Annotated in this window: 18 protein-coding genes and 4 tRNA genes; 6 read left to right on the top strand and 16 right to left on the bottom strand. The window is 47.1% G+C overall.

Annotation, left to right across the window (positions count from 1 at the left end):
- Nucleotides 1-86 precede the first annotated feature (86 nt).
- From hupB to BLW68_RS06580, 12 genes are all read right to left on the bottom strand, one after another.
- On the bottom strand, nt 87-359 hold the full coding sequence (gene hupB, locus BLW68_RS06635) for a nucleoid-associated protein HU-beta (RefSeq protein ID WP_008220336.1): 273 nt from the start codon (nt 357-359) through the stop codon (nt 87-89).
- A 209-nt stretch (nt 360-568) separates the two neighbouring features.
- On the bottom strand, nt 569-2,965 hold the full coding sequence (lon, locus tag BLW68_RS06630) for an endopeptidase La (RefSeq protein WP_092791574.1): 2,397 nt from the start codon (nt 2,963-2,965) through the stop codon (nt 569-571).
- Between the two features lie 127 nt (nt 2,966-3,092).
- Nucleotides 3,093-4,373, bottom strand: coding sequence for an ATP-dependent protease ATP-binding subunit ClpX (gene clpX, locus BLW68_RS06625; protein ID WP_092791572.1), 1,281 nt, complete (start codon nt 4,371-4,373; stop codon nt 3,093-3,095).
- 54 nt (nt 4,374-4,427) lie between these two features.
- Nucleotides 4,428-5,051: an ATP-dependent Clp endopeptidase proteolytic subunit ClpP gene (gene clpP / locus BLW68_RS06620; protein ID WP_197412113.1), complete on the bottom strand. Its 624-nt coding sequence runs from the start codon at nt 5,049-5,051 to the stop codon at nt 4,428-4,430.
- Nucleotides 5,052-5,156: 105 nt separating this feature from the next.
- Nucleotides 5,157-6,467 carry a trigger factor gene (tig, locus tag BLW68_RS06615; protein WP_092791570.1) on the bottom strand — a complete coding sequence of 437 codons (1,311 nt, stop codon included), beginning with the start codon at nt 6,465-6,467 and terminating at the stop codon, nt 5,157-5,159.
- Nucleotides 6,468-6,707: 240 nt separating this feature from the next.
- Nucleotides 6,708-7,961: a glutamate-5-semialdehyde dehydrogenase gene (locus tag BLW68_RS06610; protein WP_092791568.1), complete on the bottom strand. Its 1,254-nt coding sequence runs from the start codon at nt 7,959-7,961 to the stop codon at nt 6,708-6,710.
- On the bottom strand, nt 7,958-9,079 hold the full coding sequence (proB, locus tag BLW68_RS06605) for a glutamate 5-kinase (RefSeq protein WP_092791566.1): 1,122 nt from the start codon (nt 9,077-9,079) through the stop codon (nt 7,958-7,960). Before proB ends, BLW68_RS06610 begins: the two co-directional genes overlap by 4 nt.
- A gap of 211 nt (nt 9,080-9,290) precedes the next feature.
- The gene (locus BLW68_RS06600) at nt 9,291-9,791 is read right to left on the bottom strand and encodes a GNAT family N-acetyltransferase (protein WP_092792135.1); all 501 of its coding nucleotides are present in this window, start codon (nt 9,789-9,791) and stop codon (nt 9,291-9,293) included.
- Nucleotides 9,792-10,088: 297 nt separating this feature from the next.
- Nucleotides 10,089-10,165 (bottom strand) — tRNA-Pro (locus BLW68_RS06595).
- A gap of 23 nt (nt 10,166-10,188) precedes the next feature.
- Nucleotides 10,189-10,264: transfer RNA gene (locus BLW68_RS06590), tRNA-His, on the bottom strand.
- Nucleotides 10,265-10,289: 25 nt separating this feature from the next.
- A tRNA-Arg gene (locus BLW68_RS06585) sits at nt 10,290-10,366 on the bottom strand.
- A gap of 66 nt (nt 10,367-10,432) precedes the next feature.
- A tRNA-Pro gene (locus BLW68_RS06580) sits at nt 10,433-10,509 on the bottom strand.
- A gap of 189 nt (nt 10,510-10,698) precedes the next feature.
- Between BLW68_RS06580 and folD the strand changes: the two genes are divergently transcribed.
- Together folD and BLW68_RS06570 are read left to right on the top strand one after the other, a co-directional pair.
- Nucleotides 10,699-11,556, top strand: coding sequence for a bifunctional methylenetetrahydrofolate dehydrogenase/methenyltetrahydrofolate cyclohydrolase FolD (gene folD, locus BLW68_RS06575; protein WP_068229955.1), 858 nt, complete (start codon nt 10,699-10,701; stop codon nt 11,554-11,556).
- A 331-nt stretch (nt 11,557-11,887) separates the two neighbouring features.
- Nucleotides 11,888-13,018, top strand: coding sequence for a serine hydrolase domain-containing protein (locus BLW68_RS06570; RefSeq protein ID WP_092791564.1), 1,131 nt, complete (start codon nt 11,888-11,890; stop codon nt 13,016-13,018).
- 37 nt (nt 13,019-13,055) lie between these two features.
- Here BLW68_RS06570 and BLW68_RS06565 read toward each other — a convergent pair whose 3' ends face one another.
- Nucleotides 13,056-14,663 (bottom strand): winged helix-turn-helix domain-containing protein, encoded by a 1,608-nt coding sequence (locus BLW68_RS06565; RefSeq protein WP_092791562.1) that lies wholly within the window; start codon nt 14,661-14,663, stop codon nt 13,056-13,058.
- Between the two features lie 234 nt (nt 14,664-14,897).
- Between BLW68_RS06565 and BLW68_RS06560 the strand changes: the two genes are divergently transcribed.
- The 4 genes from BLW68_RS06560 to BLW68_RS06545 all read left to right on the top strand — a co-directional run bounded on the left by BLW68_RS06560 (nt 14,898) and on the right by BLW68_RS06545 (nt 18,713).
- Complete coding sequence (locus BLW68_RS06560) at nt 14,898-15,335, top strand: BlaI/MecI/CopY family transcriptional regulator (protein ID WP_245728289.1); 438 nt, start codon at nt 14,898-14,900, stop codon at nt 15,333-15,335.
- 1 nt (nt 15,336) lies between these two features.
- Complete coding sequence (locus BLW68_RS06555; protein ID WP_092791560.1) at nt 15,337-16,728, top strand: M23/M56 family metallopeptidase; 1,392 nt, start codon at nt 15,337-15,339, stop codon at nt 16,726-16,728.
- Between the two features lie 99 nt (nt 16,729-16,827).
- Entirely contained in the window at nt 16,828-17,775 is a 948-nt protein-coding gene (locus BLW68_RS06550) for an alpha/beta hydrolase (protein ID WP_092791558.1), read from the top strand.
- Between the two features lie 200 nt (nt 17,776-17,975).
- Nucleotides 17,976-18,713 carry a hypothetical protein gene (locus BLW68_RS06545; RefSeq protein ID WP_092791556.1) on the top strand — a complete coding sequence of 246 codons (738 nt, stop codon included), beginning with the start codon at nt 17,976-17,978 and terminating at the stop codon, nt 18,711-18,713.
- A gap of 270 nt (nt 18,714-18,983) precedes the next feature.
- Here the strand turns inward: BLW68_RS06545 and BLW68_RS06540 are convergent, their stop codons facing one another.
- From BLW68_RS06540 to BLW68_RS06530, 3 genes are all read right to left on the bottom strand, one after another.
- Nucleotides 18,984-19,955 carry a YiiX/YebB-like N1pC/P60 family cysteine hydrolase gene (locus BLW68_RS06540; RefSeq protein WP_092791554.1) on the bottom strand — a complete coding sequence of 324 codons (972 nt, stop codon included), beginning with the start codon at nt 19,953-19,955 and terminating at the stop codon, nt 18,984-18,986.
- A 90-nt stretch (nt 19,956-20,045) separates the two neighbouring features.
- On the bottom strand, nt 20,046-20,519 hold the full coding sequence (locus tag BLW68_RS06535) for a hypothetical protein (RefSeq protein ID WP_092791552.1): 474 nt from the start codon (nt 20,517-20,519) through the stop codon (nt 20,046-20,048).
- Between the two features lie 137 nt (nt 20,520-20,656).
- Nucleotides 20,657-20,899, bottom strand: coding sequence for a hypothetical protein (locus tag BLW68_RS06530; protein WP_143039928.1), 243 nt, complete (start codon nt 20,897-20,899; stop codon nt 20,657-20,659).
- Nucleotides 20,900-20,915 lie beyond the last annotated feature (16 nt).

The raw sequence follows: 20,915 nt of genomic DNA, 5'->3' as shown, positions 1-20,915 counted from the left end.
GAAGCCTTTGGAAGACTGTGGTTACCGTATTAAGTAGCCTGGTACTCCCAAAATTGGCACTTTGCTTGTCTGTACCAAACTAAAGCTTAGTTACAGGCGTCTTTTAACGCTTTACCAGGCTTGAAAGAAGGAATTTTCGCAGACGCGATTTGAATAGTTGCACCAGTTTGTGGGTTACGGCCTGTACGGGCTGCACGCTCGCGTACGCTGTAAGTACCAAAACCAACTAATGCTACAGAGTCGCCTTCTTTAAGAGCTTCGGTAACAGCATCAATGAACGAATCTAAAGCACGACCTGCTGCTGCTTTAGAAATGTCTGCACCAGCAGCAATTTTGTCGATAAGTTGAGACTTGTTCACAATATCATCCCCTTCAATTGTTATTATTTTCAACAACTACACTTCATTAGTTCTGTAAGTGAGCTTCATCGTTATAACAAGCATTTTTCAGGCTTGCAAGCAAAAAAGCAGCAAAACTAACAGTTCTGGCTTTGACTGCAGCCCTTGTATAACAAGGGCTTGGTCGAAACTTTCCATAACTTAGCACAGCCAACAGGAATGAAAAGCCCCTACGCAGGATTTTTTTCCGTTTTTTTGCTTTTTGCTGGATTTTTTACCGTTTCTACCACCGAAACACGCTCTAATGGCTCTTGTAACGCCAGTTCCAGCACTTCATCTATCCATTTTACCGCGCAAATTTCGATATCACCTTTCACATTATCAGGGATATCTTTTAAGTCACGCACGTTATCATGCGGAATAAGTACCCGCTTAATACCACCACGGTGTGCTGCCAACAGCTTTTCTTTTAAGCCACCGATGGGTAAAACTTCACCACGCAGCGTAATTTCACCTGTCATAGCCACATCAGCCCGTACCGGGTTACCGGTTAAGCTTGATACCAGCGCTGTTACCATAGCAATACCGGCACTGGGGCCATCTTTTGGCGTGGCGCCTTCCGGTACATGCACATGAATATCGCGTTTTTCATAAAAGTCTTCATTGATACGCAAACCTGCGGCGCGGCTGCGCACTACTGTCATCGCCGCCTGGATAGACTCTTTCATCACATCACCCAGTGAACCGGTAAAAGTAAGTTTACCTTTGCCCATCACCGAAGCCGCTTCAATAGTCAGTAAATCGCCGCCCACTTCCGTCCAGGCTAAGCCGGTAACCTGGCCGATACGATTGCTGTCTTCAGCTTTACCGTAGTCGTAGCGCTGCACGCCGAGGTAGTCTTCCAGATTCTGCTGGTTGATCACCACCTGCTTTAAATCTTTGGTCAGCAATATTTGCTTTACCGCTTTGCGGCACAGTTTGGAGATCTCACGCTCTAAACTACGCACCCCGGCCTCGCGGGTGTAATAGCGGATAATGCCAATAATGGCGCTATCTTCAATGACAATCTCGCTGGTTTTTAACCCATTGCGGCCAATTTGCTTAGTGATAAGGTGCTGTCTGGCAATGTTCAGCTTTTCATCTTCGGTATAACCCGCCAAACGGATCACTTCCATCCGGTCCAGTAACGCCGCCGGAATATTCAGGCTGTTGGACGTTGCGAAGAACATCACATCAGATAAATCGTAATCCACTTCCAGATAGTGATCACTGAATGCTGTGTTCTGTTCAGGATCTAATACCTCCAGCAGCGCCGCGGCCGGATCGCCACGGAAATCCGACGCCATTTTGTCAATTTCATCAAGTAAAAACAGCGGGTTACGCACGCCAACCTTAGCCATTTTCTGGATGATTTTGCCCGGCATTGAACCGATGTAGGTACGACGGTGACCACGAATTTCAGCTTCGTCACGCACGCCGCCCAACGCCATCCGCACGTACTTACGCCCGGTAGCTTTGGCAACAGATTGCCCCAGTGACGTTTTACCCACACCCGGAGGGCCAACCAGACAAAGAATTGGGCCTTTTAATTTGTTGACCCGTTGCTGCACAGCTAAATACTCAACAATGCGCTCTTTTACCTTCTCCAGGCCGTAATGGTCTGCATTAAGAATTTGCTCGGCCACTGCCAGGTTTTTCTTCACCTTACTGCGCTTTTTCCACGGCACATTGGCCAGCCAGTCGATGTAGCTGCGCACCACTGTTGCTTCTGCCGACATTGGCGACATCATTTTCAGCTTTTGCAGCTCGCTACGGGCTTTATCTGCCACTTCTTGTGGCATTTGTGCCTGTTCAATTTTCTTATTCAGTGTTTCAAATTCGTCCGGCGCATCTTCCAGCTCACCCAGTTCACGCTGAATGGCTTTCATTTGCTCGTTCAGGTAATACTCGCGCTGGCTTTTCTCCATCTGCTTTTTCACCCGGCTACGAATACGGCGCTCTACCTGAAGAATGTCAATTTCACTCTCCATCATCGCCATCAGATATTCAAGCCGCTCGGTCACATCGAAGATTTCCAGCACTTTTTGCTTATCTTCAACTTTTAGCGGCATATGTGCAGCCATGGTATCGGCCAGCCGTGCCGGTTCATCTATACCGGTCAGGGCGGTTAATACTTCCGGCGGGATCTTTTTATTCAGTTTGATATAGCCTTCAAACTGATTAATGGCGGAGCGCAAAAACACTTCCTGCTCACGGCTGTCGACTTCGGCGGTTTCGATAATATCAACATAAGCAGCAAAAGCTTTGTCGGTTTCAGTAAATTCAGCCAGCCTGGCACGACGGCTGCCCTCTACCAATACCTTCACGGTACCGTCCGGCAGTTTTAGTAATTGCAAAATCGTCGCAACCGTACCTACTTCATATAGATCAGTCGCTGCCGGGTCATCCAGCGTGGCGTCTTTTTGCGCAACCAGAAAAATTTGTTTGTCGTTTTCCATAGCCGCATCTAGGCATTTAATCGATTTTGCCCGACCAACAAACAGCGGGATAACCATATGGGGATAAACGACCACGTCGCGCAGTGCCAGCACCGGCATATGCAAACGTTCAGCGTGTTCTGATGTCATTGATACTCTCTCGAATTTAGTTACTGCAGGCGCGAATATGTTTCAGTATATGGGGTTCGTTTTAAAAACTTCAATTACATATACGAAAAAGGAGCTGATTCAGCTCCTTTTTTTTCCTGTGGCAGGATTAATGTGACTCAGCCGCAACGGGCTCACTGCTCTGATAAATCAAAATAGGGTCGCTTTCACCGCGGATCACGGTTTCATCAATCACTACTTTTGACACATCCTGCATTGATGGCAGTTCATACATCGTATCCAGCAACACACCTTCAACAATAGAGCGCAGGCCACGGGCGCCGGTTTTACGCTCCATTGCTTTTTGTGCAATGGCTTTTAGTGCGTCTTCACGGAACTCCAGCTCCACATCTTCCATCGCAAATAACGCCGCAAATTGCTTCACTAAAGCGTTTTTCGGCTCGCTGAGAATTTGCACTAAGGCAGCTAAATCCAGTTCAGTTAACGTAGCCACTACCGGTAAACGACCGATAAATTCCGGAATTAAGCCGTACTTCACCAAATCTTCCGGCTCTACATCGCGGAAGGATTCACTTAAGCTGCGCGTACTTTCTTTGCTGCGTACTTCAGCACCAAAACCAATACCCGAACCTTTGGCACAGCGCTGCTCAATAACTTTATCTAACCCGGCAAAAGCGCCGCCACAGATAAACAGAATTTTTGAGGTATCAACCTGCAAAAACTCCTGCTGCGGATGCTTACGGCCACCTTGCGGCGGTACCGAGGCAACAGTACCTTCAATCAGCTTTAACAGCGCCTGCTGCACGCCTTCACCCGATACATCACGGGTAATAGACGGATTATCAGACTTGCGGGAAATCTTGTCGATTTCGTCTATATAGACAATACCGCGCTGTGCTTTTTCTACATCGTAGTCGCACTTTTGCAGCAGCTTCTGAATAATATTTTCGACATCTTCACCAACATAACCGGCTTCGGTCAGCGTAGTGGCATCGGCCATCGTAAAAGGCACATCCAGTAAACGGGCCAGCGTTTCAGCCAGCAGAGTTTTACCACTACCGGTTGGGCCTATCAGCAGGATATTACTTTTACCCAGCTCAACGTCTTGTTTATGCTGAGCACTGCGCAGGCGTTTGTAATGGTTGTATACCGCCACTGCCAGCACTTTTTTGGCATGATCCTGACCAATGACATAATCGTCAAGATGATGACGGATTTCACGCGGCACCGGCAATTTGTCGGCATCACGTTTCGGGGAAATGTCTTTAATTTCCTCACGGATGATGTCATTGCATAAATCAACGCATTCATCACAAATATAAACCTGTGGGCCTGCAATCAACTTACGCACTTCATGCTGTGATTTGCCACAAAAAGAACAGTACAACAGTTTACCGTTCTTATCGCCGTCAGTGCGGTGATCAGACATGTAACTACCTCTTTCACTACGGTGCAGCCCTGTAACGCAGGGCTGCCAAAATGATTACTTCGTTTCTCTATTGGTTAATATGGCATCTACCAGGCCATAATCCAAGGCTTGCTGCGCACTTAAGAAATTATCACGCTCAGTATCTTTGCAAACCTGCTCATAACTTTTATCACAGTGCTCGGCCATTAAGCGGTTTAATTTTTCTTTAATGCTTAAAATTTCCCGGGCATGAATTTCAAAATCAGTCGCCTGGCCCTGGAAGCCACCTAACGGCTGGTGAATCATCACCCGCGCATTGGGTAAACAATAACGCTTACCTTTAGTGCCACCAGATAATAAAAATGCGCCCATACTGGCCGCCTGGCCCACACATACAGTGGCAATATCCGGTTTGATATAACGCATGGTGTCGTAAATTGACAAACCAGCAGTAACAGAGCCGCCCGGCGAATTAATATAAATATAGATGTCTTTTTCCGGATTTTCTGATTCTAAGAACAATAATTGCGCCACAATCAGGTTGGCCATGTGATCTTCAACCTGGCCGGTTAAGAAAATTACCCGCTCTTTTAACAGGCGTGAGTAGATATCGAACGACCGCTCGCCTTTGGCTGTTTGCTCAATAACGATTGGTACCAGAGCGTTTACTATGTCATTTAAATGTTGCGGCATAGACATATTTCAGAGTTCCCTTTAAATGGCTGGGTTTTGCTGTTGCAGAAAATAAAATGGCCCGAACTGTTGTCCGAGCCATTAAAGCCGTCAAGCCAAAATAAGTCAACGTTAGTTGGCAGCTTGCGGGTTCATTATCTCGTCAAAAGCTGCTTTTTGTTCAGTCACTTTAGCGCCAGCCAGAATAACTTCAATGGCTTGCTCTTCCAGTGCTACATTGCGCATGCTTTGTAACAGCTCTTTGTTGCTGTTGTAGTACTGTACCACTTCTTGCGGATCTTCATAAGCAGAAGCTACAGTTTCAATTAACGCCTGAACCTTTTTATCATCTACTTTCAGTTCGTTGGTTTTGATCACTTCGCCCAGCAACAGACCTACTTTTACGCGGTCTTTAGCCTGCTCTTCGAATAATGACGCTGGTAATTCTGGTAACTGCTTAGGATCCAGGTTATTACCAAAACGCTGCAGAGCCTGTTTACGCAGTACATCTACTTCGCCGGCAATCAGTGCTTGTGGCACCTCTACGTCATTGTTAGCTAACAAACCTTTGATAACCTGATCTTTTACTTTAGCTTTAATATTCTGGTTCAGTTCGCGTTCCATGTTTTTACGCACTTCAACTTTCAGTGCATCAACAGTCGCGGTTTCTAAACCAAACAAAGTAGCAAATTCGTCAGTCAGTTCAGGCAGTACCTGTTGCTCTACGGTGTTTACCGTAACGGCAAAGCTGGCCGCTTTACCTTTTAAGTTTTCAGCGTGGTATTCTTCCGGGAAGGTTACGTCAACAGTAACTTGCTCACCGGCTTTCTTGCCGATGATACCGTCTTCAAAACCTGGGATCATCCGGCCCTGGCCCAGCTCTAAAGTAAAGTTAGTGGCTTTGCCGCCTTCAAACTCTTCACCGTCGATTGAACCGACAAAATCAATAATTACGCGATCACCGGTAGCCGCTTTGCCTTTTTTCGCTTCCCACTTCGCGTGTTGCTTACGCAGCGTGTCCAGCATTTTGTCTAAATCAGCATCAGCAATTTCAACAACCGGCTTGTTCACTTCGATTTTATCCAGGTTTTTAACTTCAACTTCCGGATACACTTCAAAGGTGGCTTTAAATTCTAAATCTTTACCCTGCTCCAGTTGGCCCGGGGCAAAAGTAGGTGCGCCTGCCGGAGTCAGTTTGTTGGCAATAATGGCATCATAAAAATGACGCTGCATTTGCTCACCGGCCACTTCCTGCAATACTGCCAGGCCATAACGCTTCTGGATCAGTGTTACCGGCGCTTTGCCCGGACGGAAACCGTCGATACGCTGACGTTTGGCCAGATCACGTAAACGGCTTTTTACTTCTGCATCAATTTTGTCGGCCGGAACAGTGATAGTTACTTGGCGCTCTAAACCCTGAGTGGTTTCCACAGAAACTTGCATCTTGTTACCTCAAATTCAAAAACGGGCGTGTAATGAACGCCTTACTAGTGTGATCTGGTATCAAAACGCAGCACTGAACCAGACCTGTTATAAAATAGGACGCGGCATTATAGCGGGGTAAATGTCTGACGTCGAGCCCTTAACAAGACCGTGCTAAGCACCCATGCAGACAAAATAAAAAACGCAGCATAGTCAATAAATTACTATTGCTGCGTTGGTTTTTTCCTGCGGTGGCAGCTGTTAACTGCGGGTTTGGCCGCTGCCGGTTACCACGTATTTTTCAGTGGTTAATGCCTCCAGCCCCATAGGGCCATAAGCGTGTAACTTACTGGTAGAAATACCAATCTCAGCACCTAAACCCAGCTCACCACCATCAGAGAAGCGTGACGAGGCGTTATGCATCACCACGGCAGAATCTACCTGGCGGATAAAACGCTCAGCATTGGCCTGATCGCTGGTACAAATAACTTCAGTATGCTGGCTGCCAAACTGGTCAATATGCGCCATAGCGGCATCCAGATCGTCCACTACTCTGATAGCAATTTCCGGCGCCAGATATTCCTGACCAAACTCGTTATCAGCTATTGGTTGGGCCTGGTTAAAGTAGCCGATGCTTGCTTTACAGGCATGGACGATAACATCGTGCTGTGCCAGCGCATTGGCCACCAACGGCAGAAAATCAGCGGCAATATGCTTATTAACCAATAAGCCTTCGAGTGCATTACACACGCCGGGGCGCTGCACTTTACCATTCAGTAATAACCCCAGCGCCATGGTCAGATCTGCGCTTTGGTCAACATACAGATGACATACACCTTTATAGTGCTGAATCACCGGAATACGGCTGTGCTCGGTAACAAAACGGATTAACCCTTCGCCGCCGCGCGGGATCACCAAATCGATATACGGATCCTGTTTTAACAGTGCCAGCATCAGCTCCCGATCCGGATCCGGCACTATGCTCACGACTTCATCGGGCAAATCATGTTCGCGCAGCGCTTGTTGCATCGCCGCAGCAATAGCCAGGCTGGTTTGAATAGCCTCACGGCCGCAGCGCAGAATAACCGCATTACCGGATTTAAAGCACAAAGCACCGGCATCAGCGGTAACATTAGGCCGCGCTTCATAAATCATACAAATAACGCCCAGTGCAATGCGGCGTTTTTCGATATTAATACCGTTGGGCCGCTGCTGAATATGGCGCGTAGCGCCCACCGGGTCAGGCAAGGCGATAATCTGCTCGATGGCTTTGGCCATGGCATCAATGCGGTCATGGTTTAGTGTTAAACGGTCAAGCATAGCGGCACTGGTGCCATTGGCACTGGCGGTGGCCACTTCATCTTTATTCGCATCCAGTATTGCAGCGCTGGCGCTACGAATATGATTGGCCATACTCTGCAGGACAAAATTTTTCTGCTCTGTCGTCAAATTTGCGACAGCTTTAGCTGCCTGTGACGCTTTAGCGGCGATTGTTGCCGCAACATCGGTACTCATAGTTTCTCCAGTAACATCATTTCGCTGCGATGGATCACCGCATCACTACCCGTTGGACAATAGCCAAGGTAAGAAGCTATATCGCGGCTTTGCTGACCTTTAATAGAAAACAATTCGCTGGCACTAAACCGGCTGACACCTTTGGCAATTTTACGCTTACCAGAAGCACAACGCACCAGTACGGCATCACCTGAATCGAATTCACCGCTAATGCTAACTATACCGCTACACAACAATGAGGCGCCCTGGCGGCATAAAGCCTCGACACAGCCATCATCGACCCATATTTCGCCTTTAGCTCTTAAGGTGTGGCGTACCCAATGTTTTTTAGCCGATAGGGGCTTGGCATGACCATAAAAAATGGTGCCCGGATTTTTACCCGCTAAAATACACTGAAAACCGTCAGGCTTGTGGCCATCAATAATAACCGTATCTATGCCATGTGCAGCAGCTTTTTCTGCCGCTTCAATCTTGGTATACATACCGCCGGTACCCACTTTAGATGACGCACCACCGGCCAGAGCATAAATACGCTGATCAATAATACGCACTTCAGGGATCAGGCTGGCTGTTGGGTCTTTGTTCGGATCTGCGGTATATAAACCATCAACGTCAGAACAAATAATCAACGCATCTGCGTTAGCAACAGTGGCGACCATAGCAGCCAGATTGTCATTATCGCCTACTTTTAGCTCATCAGTGGCTATCGTATCGTTTTCATTGACGATAGGCAGTATCTGATGGTCAAGTAACCGCTTTAGCGTATTCTGAATATTAACATGACGCACGCGATCGCTTAAATCACCGTGAGTAAGTAATACCTGTGCGCAAGGAAAGTCAAAACACCGGCTCCAGAAATTCATTAGCTGACTCTGGCCAACAGCTGCCATCGCCCGTTTGAGTGCGATAGGAACCCGTTGATGTTGAAAATTAAAATGGTGGCGGCCAGCAGCCACACTACCTGATGACACCAGGATCACTTCAAGACCCTGTAACCGGCACTGCCGGATAAATTCAGCGATGGGACGCAGGAACTGTTCACTACACCCCTGGTTTTCCGGCGCTATCAGGGCACTGCCAACTTTAAGCACGACCCGCCGCCAGGATGGGTTAATCATAACTCCTCCAATGGTTGTTCCGGCGGCTATAGTAGCAAAAACTGTAACCGGGCACCACCTTGGCTACAGTTTAGAAAAAAAAAGATCGGGACATTAAAAGCTTAAATTATTGATACAAATAAACTATAACTATTATGAATACCTACCATTCACAATAGTTAAGCTACAAAAAACCACTTAATCTGTAATTAAATTACATTTCCGTTAGTATTCAGGAGTACAGCTGAACATCTTTTAATGATGGTTGAACCTGTACTACTTTCTCAAAACTGAGGCCTAAACGGGTTAACACTTTAATTGACGGGAGATTACCGGCACTAACCAGGCCAACAATACGTTTGAGCTTAGCCTTCTGATAACCAAAATGCAGCACAGCAGAAGCCGCCTCAAACGCATAGCCCTTGCCCCAGAACTGAGGTACAAACGCAAAACCAATATCGGTTTCCTGCAGATAATCACGAAACAGCAGGCCGCAAAACCCAATGGGTATTTTGGTATCACTGGTTTCGACCAGAAATAAACCATAGCCATGTTGCTGATAACTTTTAATAGGCCCCTCAGCTAAGTAATGCAAAGCATCCAGCTTTGAACGCACACCGCGATCAGCAATATTTTCAATAAAAGAGGGTTCATTTAATAACTGACAGGTAAAAGCAGCGTCTGCTGCCGTAAGATGCCGGATACGCAAGCGTGGGGTTTCTGCAACTATCAAGATAATCATCCTTAATCTGATATTAAATAGCAGCATACAATAAGATTTAAGGATTTGGGAACTGGATTTTATTTTTTAATAAAAGAGAGAATACTGGATGTTAAAAATAATTTGCGTTAAATCAGGGAGAATGGTCGGTGATGCAGGATTTGAACCTGCGACCCGTGGGATTAAGAGTACCCAAACCAAGTGTGCTTATTTAACTTAGGGAGAATGGTCGGTGATGCAGGATTTGAACCTGCGGCCCGTGGGATTAAGAGTACCCAAACCAAGTGTGCTTATTTAACTTAGGGAGAATGGTCGGTGATGCAGGATTTGAACCTGCGACCCCTTGGACCCAAACCAAGTGCGCTACCAAGCTGCGCCAATCACCGACTATAAAAACTCAGGGGAAAGATGGGGTGGATGATGGGGTTCGAACCCACGACAACCGGAATCACAATCCGGGGCTCTACCAACTGAGCTACAACCACCACTGAAACTGTTTTGCGCTTGTTATGGCGCGCCCGATAGGATTCGAACCTATGACCCACGCCTTAGAAGGGCGTTGCTCTATCCAGCTGAGCTACGGGCGCACAATCTAAACCCTACCAAGCTACTTAACGGCAGCTAAAATACATTCTTAGCTACTGTCAGGAAGATGGTCGGTGATGCAGGATTTGAACCTGCGACCCCTTGGACCCAAACCAAGTGCGCTACCAAGCTGCGCCAATCACCGACTTTGCTGCACTGCTGCAACGGGGCGGAATATTACAGCCGCCTAGCAATAGCGTCAAACCTTTTTTTGCACAAATCAACTGATTGCCTATTATTTGAACCTATTGTGCCACGGGCATTGCAGGATGGAGTTCTGTGGGTAGCTGTGCGAAAATATGCCACAGTAAAATCATGGCAGAGACGTAAGCAAATGACAGCACAAATTATTGATGGCAAAGCCGTTGCCCAGGCAACAAAAGATAAAGTTGCCGCTCAGGTTCGCGCCCGGGTTGCAGCAGGTAAAAGAGCACCGGGCTTAGCCGTAGTGCTGGTAGGAGTAAACCCGGCCTCTCAGGTGTATGTAGGCAGCAAACGTAAGGCTTGTGAAGAAGTTGGCTTTCATTCTGTATCTTACGACTTACCCTCTGACACTACAGAGCAACAGCTGCTGGAGCTGATTGATAACTTAAATAACGACAACACTGTCGACGGTATTCTGGTGCAGCTGCCGTTACCTGCCGGCTTAGATTCATCCGCTATTTTAGAGCGCATAAACCCGCATAAAGACGTCGACGGCTTTCACCCATACAATATCGGCCGCTTAGCCCAGCGCATGCCAGCGCTGCGCTCCTGCACGCCTAAAGGCATTATGACACTGCTGCAAAGCACTGGTGTGAATGTAAAAGGTATGGATGCGGTGGTCGTCGGTGCCTCGAATATTGTGGGCCGGCCGATGGCGCTGGAGTTGTTACTGGCCGGTTGTACTACAACGGTATGTCATAAATTTACCAAAAACCTGGAAGCTCAGGTACGCCGCGCCGATTTACTGGTAGTCGCCGTAGGCCGGCCTGAATTTATTCCGGGCGACTGGGTAAAACCCGGCGCCTTGGTTATTGATGTGGGTATTAACCGGTTAGATTCCGGCAAACTGGTGGGCGACGTTGAATACGGCGCTGCGGTAAAACACGCGCGTTATATCACCCCGGTACCGGGCGGTGTCGGGCCGATGACCGTGGCCAGCTTAGTAGAAAATACGCTGGAAGCCTGTGAGCTGTATCACGACAGATAACTGACATAGCAAACGCCAATACAGCGGGAGCTATCCCGCTGCTTGCCCGATAGCCGGTTTACGAAGGAATGCCATCACACTATCCGCCAGCCAGCATGGTGGGCCGGTGACTTTGTAAGATAAACTTCCCGGGGCAGAGCTTTGGCTCTGGCCTTTTGATTGCTGACTACATTACCTCACCCAAAATCCACTCAAGTCAGCAAAGAAACACAGACTTCAGGCCCATTTAGTCCTTTATCAAATCTTCAGCAAATCTTCATGCTTTCTTTTGCGGTAAATAAAGGCCCGGCTGTTATGTTGCCGGGCACCGTCACTTAATAGGTAAAAAAAGATGAAGATAACACTGCTAGTCGCTGTAAAAATTATGATGTTTTTGGGCTTGGTTTTTGCTGCCACTCATACCCTGGCAGCGAACGCTATAGCCACAGAGCAGCAAATTGCGATTCAACCCATCCAGGCCAGCCATGACTGGCCTGTCTCTGAAGATAGCTACAACAAAGACTTAATCCGGGCGATGAATAAAAAAATTGCTGAAAAAGACTTCAAAGATATCAGCAGTGTGGTTGTAATTAAAAATGGAGCTTTGTTACTGGAAGAGTATTTTAATGGCAGTGAACGTTCATCGCTGCATGACCCGCGCTCCGTGGGTAAAAGTTTTGCGTCCACTATGCTGGGAATTGCCATAGCTGAAGGTTTTATTCAAAGCGAAAAGCAAACACTGAGTGAGTTCTACCCGCTGAAAAACTACCAACACTATTCAGCCCAAAAAGCCAATGTCAGCCTGAAAGATCTGCTGACGATGACTTCGGGTTTTGCCGGCAATGATTCAGATACGGCTTCACCTGGTAATGAAGAAAACATGTACCCGACTGAAGACTGGGTTAAATTCACTCTGGATTTACCGATGCAAAACCCAACATCTTCTGCCAAAAAATGGCGCTACTTTACTGCTGGTGTCGTGGTCTTAGGTGATGTGTTGCAAAAAACAGTGCCACAAGGCCTTGAAGCTTATGCCGATAAAAAGCTGTTTGCACCACTGGGTATCACCCAATACCAGTGGCAATACACACCGCAAAAAGTGGCCAATACAGCCGGAGGTCTTCGTTTAAGGGCATTGGATTTTGCCAAATACGGCCAGCTGTATAAAAACGGCGGCAGCTGGGGCAAGCAACAAATTATTCCTGCAGAGTGGGTAAAGGCGAGTTTAGCAAAGCAAACCGCCCGGACTGAGCAAAAGGATGGCGGCCATTATGGCTATTTGTTCTGGAACGATACCATTCAATCAGGTCAGCAGTCTTTTGAAGTGGCTTATGCCAGCGGTAATGGCGGCAATAAGATCTTTATTTTTAAAGATATTCCTGTGGTTATTGTGATCACAGCAAAAGCCTACAACAAAAAATACGCGCACCCACAAGTTGCGCAGATGGTAAGCGACTATATTTTGCCGGCTATTCTGCACTAACTAGGTGTGCCAATTAGCTCAGTTATCCGCTGTTGGATCAGATTTCTGGCGGCGGATAAGTTGCCAGAAACTCCTGGTGCATCTTTTCTCTGCGTTGGTTTATATTGTCAATTAACTGATAAAATTCAGGCCGCTGTTTAAGAGCTGCAAACAAAGGCGAAATAGCTAAATATTCGCTGTTTAAATACCCCAAATGCACAGCTTGTTGCAAATAACTCAGTGCCGCCTGTTCGTCCTTTACTGCCCACAAAGCAATTAAAGCCGCCTCAACGTAATTGATGGGCCAACTGTCACCGCTGGCCACTGTAACTTCAATGGCATTTAACCTTTTTATCGCCTCTTGTGCTGTCAATTGGTTGTTTACAATCTGCATCAGCGTATTTGGATACGTATTGCCAGAGCTCACCTCTGCTGCGGTGTTAAACCAAGGCAAAGACTTTTCCTTGCCTTCTAACAGCCAGACTAATTCAGCGTAATACACAAACACCTCGTCGCGTTTGATGTCCCGTTTCAGTACTTTTTCAATCTCTTTTTTCGCGGCGGTGAAACGGCCCTGGAAATACAAAAAACGTGGGTAAGCTGCGTTGATAAAGACATTGTCGGGGTAAAGCACAAACAGCTGCTGATAGCTAAGTTGTGCTTTTGAGGTGAAGTTCAGCAGTTCAAAAATTCGGCTGAGTTGCAAATCTGCCATGTGGTTATTCGGCAGCAGTTGTTTAGCTTTTGCCGTTAAATCATAAGCCTGGATCAGCTGCCCTTTTACTTCCAACAAATGAGCAGCCGACCCCATGCTTGCATAGTTTTTCGGGTCAAGTTGTATCGATACTCTATAGGCATCTAAAGCTTGGTCCAGGTTACCAAGACAATCCCAGGCATAAGCAAGCGCAGCCTGAGCTTTACTTTTATCACTGCTGCTGCCTTCAAGCGCAAGGGCTTGCATCGCATACTGTTTGGCTTCCATAGCGCGATCAGCGGGCTGGTTGTATCTGCAAACGGATTTACTCAGCGCTACACTTAAGCCAATAAGTGCCGCCTGATTGTGTGGCTCAAGTTTAAGTGCTTCGTTAAATAACTCGATGGATCTGTTGGTATTGTCGCCCTGCCCTGTATTGAAATAGTAATTTCCCCGCTCAATCAATAACTCAACCGGATTACTGGCGTGATTGCCGGGATTAATGGCGCTTGTCTCAGAAACTCCTGTGTCTTTACCCGCCACCCAATACAGTACTAAAGCAAGGCCCAGAAGTAGCAATACAGCAACTACCACAGGTGTGCTGGACGAAAATCGTGTTGGCTTCACCACTGACTTATCTATTGGCTTTGACAATAAGCGATAGCCTCGCCCACGCACCGACTCAATGTATTTAGGCTGCCTGGGGTCGTCATCCAGCGCCTTTCTCAGCAAGGTAATGCGTTGAGTAATGGTTTCGCTGCTTACAACGGTGTTTTTCCAAACGGCTGCAGATATCTGCTCCACAGTGCAGACTTTTTCGGCATGCTCCATCAAATAGATCAACAGTTCAAACGAGAGCTTGGGTAAATCCAGCTGTTGCCTGTCTGAACCAGCGGCCGCTGAATTTACAATGCGGTACACCTTGTATTCATCGGGTTCCACAATTAAATCCAGTAATTCCAATTGCCGCATCTGTTATTCCATAGAATAGTGAGGTGTTTTTTAATAGCTTTACTATAAGCGTTCAAACATTGAGATAAAACGAGTTTTGCTTGCGCTTTTTACTTATCCATCTTCGCAGCCTTTTCCGCCAACAAACGCCGGGCCAAAACACCCGTTTTAGCCTGGTATGGCATACTCGTTAACACCAACCTGCGACAAATGTCGCAAATAAAGCTTGACCTACTGTGACAGTTGTCGCACTCTATGGTTATTGATAGCCATAACACTCTGATACATATGCAGCAGCCTACCGCACCTGAACTGGAAATTCTTAAATTACTCTGGTCTAAGCAACCGCTTACGGCACGTGAAATCCACGACGAACTGGCAACGGTTCTGAGCTGGGGCTACTCCTCCACCCGCAAAACGCTGGAACGCATGGGTGATAAAGGCTTTATTGCCTGTGAAACCCTTGGCAATAAAAACAGCTATACCACACTGGTAGATAAAATGCCGACGCTGGCCGCCTTTGCCCAGGACTTTGCCAAACGGGTGTTTGAGCTAAACGAGCCTTTACCAGTAGCCATGTTTGCCAGCAGTAAACTGGTCAATGCTCATGAAATTGCTGATCTGGAAAAGTTACTGGCCGATTTAGCCTCGCCGCCGGTTACAGAGGCGGCAACAAAAAGCGACGAGGCCTGATATGGCGCAATACCTGTTGCTCTCGATGCTGTTATCTGTTTTGTGGTCTGCCGCACTTTGGGGTTTTAGCCAGCCGCTGTTAAAAAAAAGCCGCGCCATGCAACAATGGCCAGCCTTATACTGGTGGCTGCTGGCATTAAGTTTTTTACCCCTGTTACCGATACCGGTGCTGTTTAAGCACTGGACTATTCCCTCCGTATTGTTACAGGATACTGTGCATTCTGTGCAGGTGTTAGCGGCGCAGCCTATGCACCCGGCACTGCTTAGCACACCCGTTAATACAGGCTTGTACTGGCAAATAGCCTTAGCTTTTGTCGTTACCGTCAGCCTGATACAGCTGGCACGGCTGGCCAGGCAATGGCAGCAGCTGCAGCAGTTTATCCGGCACAGCACCAGGCTGGCACCTGACAGCCTGTTTACTGCGGCGCAATTGCAGCAAATTGCCCCTTTAGCGCAGCGTTTTACGCTGCGCCAAACCGAAGCGGCAATCTCACCTTTTATTGCAGGCTGGTCTAAGCTGACGCTGGTGGTGCCTGCCTATATCTGGCAGATGTCCGCCCAGCAGCGGCAACTGTTGCTCAGCCATGAACTGATGCACCTGCAACGGCGCGATCCACAGCAACTGCTTATTATGCGTATGCTGATAGCCTTGTGCTGGTTTAACCCGGTATTACAGCGGATAGAAGCCGCTTTTATCCGCAGCATGGAACTGGCCGTAGATAAAGCCGTACTGGCAACACAACCACAGCTGGCAGCGCTATATGGCCAAACCTTGCTGGCCAGCTTAACGCTAAACCAGCCCCAGAAAATGCCACAGCTGATGCCCGGTTTTATACAAGCCAGTGCAGACAAACAATTTTACCAGCAACGTTTGCAGCAGTTATTTCAACCTGCCGCTGCCGTGCCGTTATGGCAAAAATGGCGCACTGCCATACTATTGTGCTGCAGCACCTTATTGCTCAATACCGCTTTTGCCCAGCTTAACTTCACTACCCCACCCGCAACATGGCAGTTGCCTGTCAGCAATGTATCGGTTAGCTCATTTTATGCCGAGCAGCATCCGTTTAGGGATAACCGCCCGCATCAGGGGCTCGATTTTGCAGCCCAGCCCGGCACTACCGTAAAGGCTGCGCAAAAAGGCAGAGTGTTGATTACCGATGACACCAGCCTGCATCAGCGGTATGGCAAGGTGGTGTTAATTGACCATGGCCACGGTTATCAAACCTTATATGCGCATCTGGACGGTTTTGATGTGGTAGCAGGCCAAACGGTTGAACCCGGCCAGCCCATTGGCAAAGTTGGCGCCACAGGCCGGGTAACAGGGCCGCATTTGCACTTTGAACTACTGCTGCACGGTAAACAGCAAGACCCGGCACCTTACCTGCCACTGTAATTTTTAACTAAACACAAACCAATTTTTGCCCGCCCCTGCCGGGTAGGGGTTTTTATTGCCTGAAAAACGCTGTAACCATTAATAAAGAAGGAAAATCGCATGAAATTACCAGCACCGCTATACAAAACACCATTCTGCACAAGCCTATGCCTTACCCTGCTAACGCTACTCAGCCCGATAGCGCAGGCAGATACCAAAGCCAGCGCAGAGCAGGCTTTGGCACAACAGCAGGCTCCGGCATATGAGCTTAGCGATACCGCAGTACATCAGCTACCGAGCGCAAATGGCCGACACTATGAAGTGTGGATAGATTTGCCGGCGTCTTATGGTAAAACAACAAAAAAGCTGCCGGTGCTTTTTGTGTCAGACGCTAACTATGCATTCCCGCTTATCCGCAGCATTCGCAACCGCCTTGGCGCTGGCGGCCAGAATATAGAAGACTTTGTTATTGTCGGGTTATCTTACGCCAAAGGTGATACCCCTACCGACAGCCGCAATCTGGATTACACTCCAACCGCTACCCGTGCGGGCTATGGCGGCGCGGCTTTATATGCCGACTATCTGCAGCAACAGGTTATTCCGTTTGTACTGAAGCACTATCAGGTAGATCCAAACCGCAAACTCTTTGTTGGCCATTCCTATGGTGGCTTACTAGGCACACAAATTCTGCTAACCAAACCAGAAACCTTTGATACGTATATTTTAAGCAGCCCGTCGCTGTGGTTTGATAAAAAATACATGTTTAAACTTGAGCAACAATACACCGCACGGCAGCAACAGCTGAAAAAGCTTAATAAAACGCTACGGGTGCAACTGTATGCCGCCGAGTACGAACAAATAAAAGACGGCCCGCGCTATGCTAAATCAGTCAATATAAAGGCCGACATGCAACAGTTTGAAAAAACCTTAAAAAGCCGCAATTACCCCGGTTTACAGGTAGAAAGCCAGATCATTGCTGACGAAGATCATTTATCGGTATTTCCGTCGATGATCAGCCGTGCACTGGTCAAATTATTACCCGGCTACGGCCCTTATAAACCGGGTTGATAATCCGGCAACCCACAAAGCCTTATGCAGCTGCCTTGGTGGCCGGCTCGCCTGATTGTTTTGCTAACCCGCCAGTAATTTGCGCCCTGCGCAAAACCACAATACAACGCCGGATAAGCCCGGCGTTATTGCAAATAAGCTCTTCCATCGCGCTATAATGCCGGCATATTTTCATTGCAAACCCTGCTACGGGATCCACATTGGATAAAGTTACCTTCAAAGACTGGCTCTTTGCCCTGATTGGCCTGCTTTTTACTTTAAGTAGCTTGCTGATTATTCAGAAAGATTTTAATACCGGCATCACCACACTGGTGTTTTTTGGCGCCTGCTTTGCGGTGGCGGTGCATATTATTGTTCGCAAATTGCGCCTGCAGCGCCAGTCATTACGCACAGTAACCGTTGTCGGCGGCGAACCTATCCATGCATCCAAAAAGCGCATCGCCTTGCTTGGTATTGGCATGCTGGCATTTGGCAGCACCCTTATGCTGTTTCAGCCTGACGATAATAGAGTTTTCTACGGCATTACCCTGCTGATTGCCCTTACCGGTGCAGTGTTACTGGTCGGGTTATTTAGCGGCCGCCTGGCGAAAACCTATATCCAGTTCGACCCGTCAGGTTTTACCTTTGGCTACCCCAAAGGCAACGTCAGTATTCCGTGGGAAGCCATTACCGATTTATACCGTGGTGAAATCCACAATAATCAGGCGGTATTTCTGTCGGTTGCCGCGGAAAATATCTTGGTAGCACCGGCGTCTTACCTGGCTAAAGTAAATAAGCAAATGGCGTCATCCCGCAAATGGACCGGTGCTGATTTTGTCATTATGACGTCTACCTACGGTATTGATGCGCCAGTGTTAATGGCAGCAATAGAAAGGTATATCACCCAGCCAGAAGCCAGAGCAGAGCTGCTGGCTCAGCGGAAGTTAAGCGAAGATTGAAAGGCGGAAACCCGTGCTTATTGTGTTATCTGATAAAGCATTAACTAATGCATGCACTGAGTCAAACAGACTTTGATAACAAAAGGTGACTGCTCTGTCCGTCTGTTAAGAGCGAAAGCGGACATTAACGCCGCGTTAAGTAGTGAGCAACGCCACCACCACACTTAAACCATTGTGCCGTACATACTGCGGAGAGCGTTTTTGTGTAAAGTGGCGCGCAGCGACACACAAAAACGAGCGTAGCAGTATGTATCGGCGTGCAGCGGTTTGTTAGGTATTTTTAATGACATACTTAGCGGCTTCAATTCGCTTATTCATAAAATCAATTAATTTCTTATATAGATCCATTTTCATCTCAAAATATCTGAGAGGGAAACGGCCCCGAACATTCTGACACATTAGATAGTTGTGACTATAGAGCTGAGCCTGTTTTTCAGCACTTTCTAATTCGAATTCAGCTCGCTCCTTTTTATATGCACCGTCTATATCCAAAGACAAGAACAGCTGCCCATTGTACCGCCAAGGATTTTTTTTTAGTTCATAATCAAACATAGTTAGATAGCCCGATTTCACTACAATGTTAGTTATCTCCGCATCATAGGCTTGGTTATCAATTACAAATTGATCCAAGTTTTCAAAGCTTTGTATATCGCTTCGTGTAAGCTCCCTAACTGCTTTTAGAATATAATTTGTTATGTCCGTTTGTCTTTGGATCGGGCTATCACTCCTTGCGAACTCGACTTCATGATCCTCTGCAATCCGAAGGCAGCCATCTACGATGCTTGTATGCAAAGACTGCTGTAAGTCCTTAGGTGTGCAGTAATCCGAATTGTTAACGAGTCGCAAACCGGCATACTCATAAGATTGTGCTACTAAACGTGAGCAAAATTGCCTATTTAGTTTCTCACCACGGTAAAGAGGATTTCTCGTTCTTACAGCCTCTTTCACTGAATACGACGTTCCTATTTGAGAGCGAGCAAACATTATTGCTTGATCCACATAATTTCCGTCTAATACTCGGCATACCTCAGCATGTTTTTTGTTGTCAAAGAGCAATCGCTGAATATTATTTGAATGAACTCCCTGCCCGTCAGAGTGAATAAAACTTCCATCTCCGACATAGAGTATTGCATGAGAAAATTTACTAAAAGTGGATAAGCGAACCGCTTTGCTGATAGCCCCTACCTGAGAAGTCAGGATAATGTCCCCAGGTTTAAGCAAATTCATTTCAAATATATACATTCGATCGGCACTCTTACCTAACGCCCGCCACACACGCGAGCAACTTGTTGCGAGTCGAGCGCCCAAAGGGCGCGTTTTTGATGGCGATTGTTAGGAACCAAATTTAACCTTCTTGCAAACTGGTTTATCTTTTTGATTATGGTAGATGCCATAGTAAACCAATTTTTCTTTTAACAATTCGTCGTCTTGAATAGCCAATCCAATCCATTCTTCACCTGGTTCAAGCTTGGCTGGTAATTTGTTGTAACTGCCATCACCATTGATAATAAATTGATTAATTCTCTTTCTGAACCGTTCAAAGTGACTCGATGCAGTAAATCCATAAAAATGTGTAATCGTTGTTGCTGAGCTACCTGTATTAACGGCTTTAACAAATATATATTTTTGCCCCTCGCTTCCCGGAATAGGAGGTTGCAATTCCATATTTGGCGTCACAACAATTTTAATCCTCGCTCCAGACCGAAGAAAAACAACCACATTCCAAATAAGAGCAAAAGAAGCAATTATCGCTCCCCACCAAGCGGCATAATCACTTGCCTCCCATGATGTAAAATCAATAATCATGACTACCCCTTGGTTCCTAAAACTAACGCCGAGTGCAGCGGCAGTTTGTGAAGGGGCGTTTTGTGCTAGCGTAGCGACCAGCACAAAAAAGCCGCGAAACAAACTGTCCGACTGGCACGATTTGTTATGCATTTTATTCAAAAGTCTGTGGTGACATTAAGAAACGCTACTTTTCTGGAGTTTTCACTTTCGCCAAAAGTGATGCATGGTGAGCGATTTTCATCCCTGAAAGTCTCGGCAATCTGCACATCCACACCATCTATATCAAATACGTAAAATGGCTTATTCGGCTTTGCGAGCGACCCATCCTCAGTGTAGCCATATATTTCCAGATCAGGCTCTAGCTTCTCGAGTTTTGCAATTAGTTCTTTAACTTTCATCTCTATGCCTCTCGTT

This window comes from Rheinheimera pacifica, from assembly GCF_900108485.1.
In the GTDB taxonomy this organism is placed as follows: Bacteria; Pseudomonadota; Gammaproteobacteria; order Enterobacterales; family Alteromonadaceae; genus Alishewanella; species Alishewanella pacifica.
This window is presented reverse-complemented; position numbering and strand designations above follow the sequence as displayed.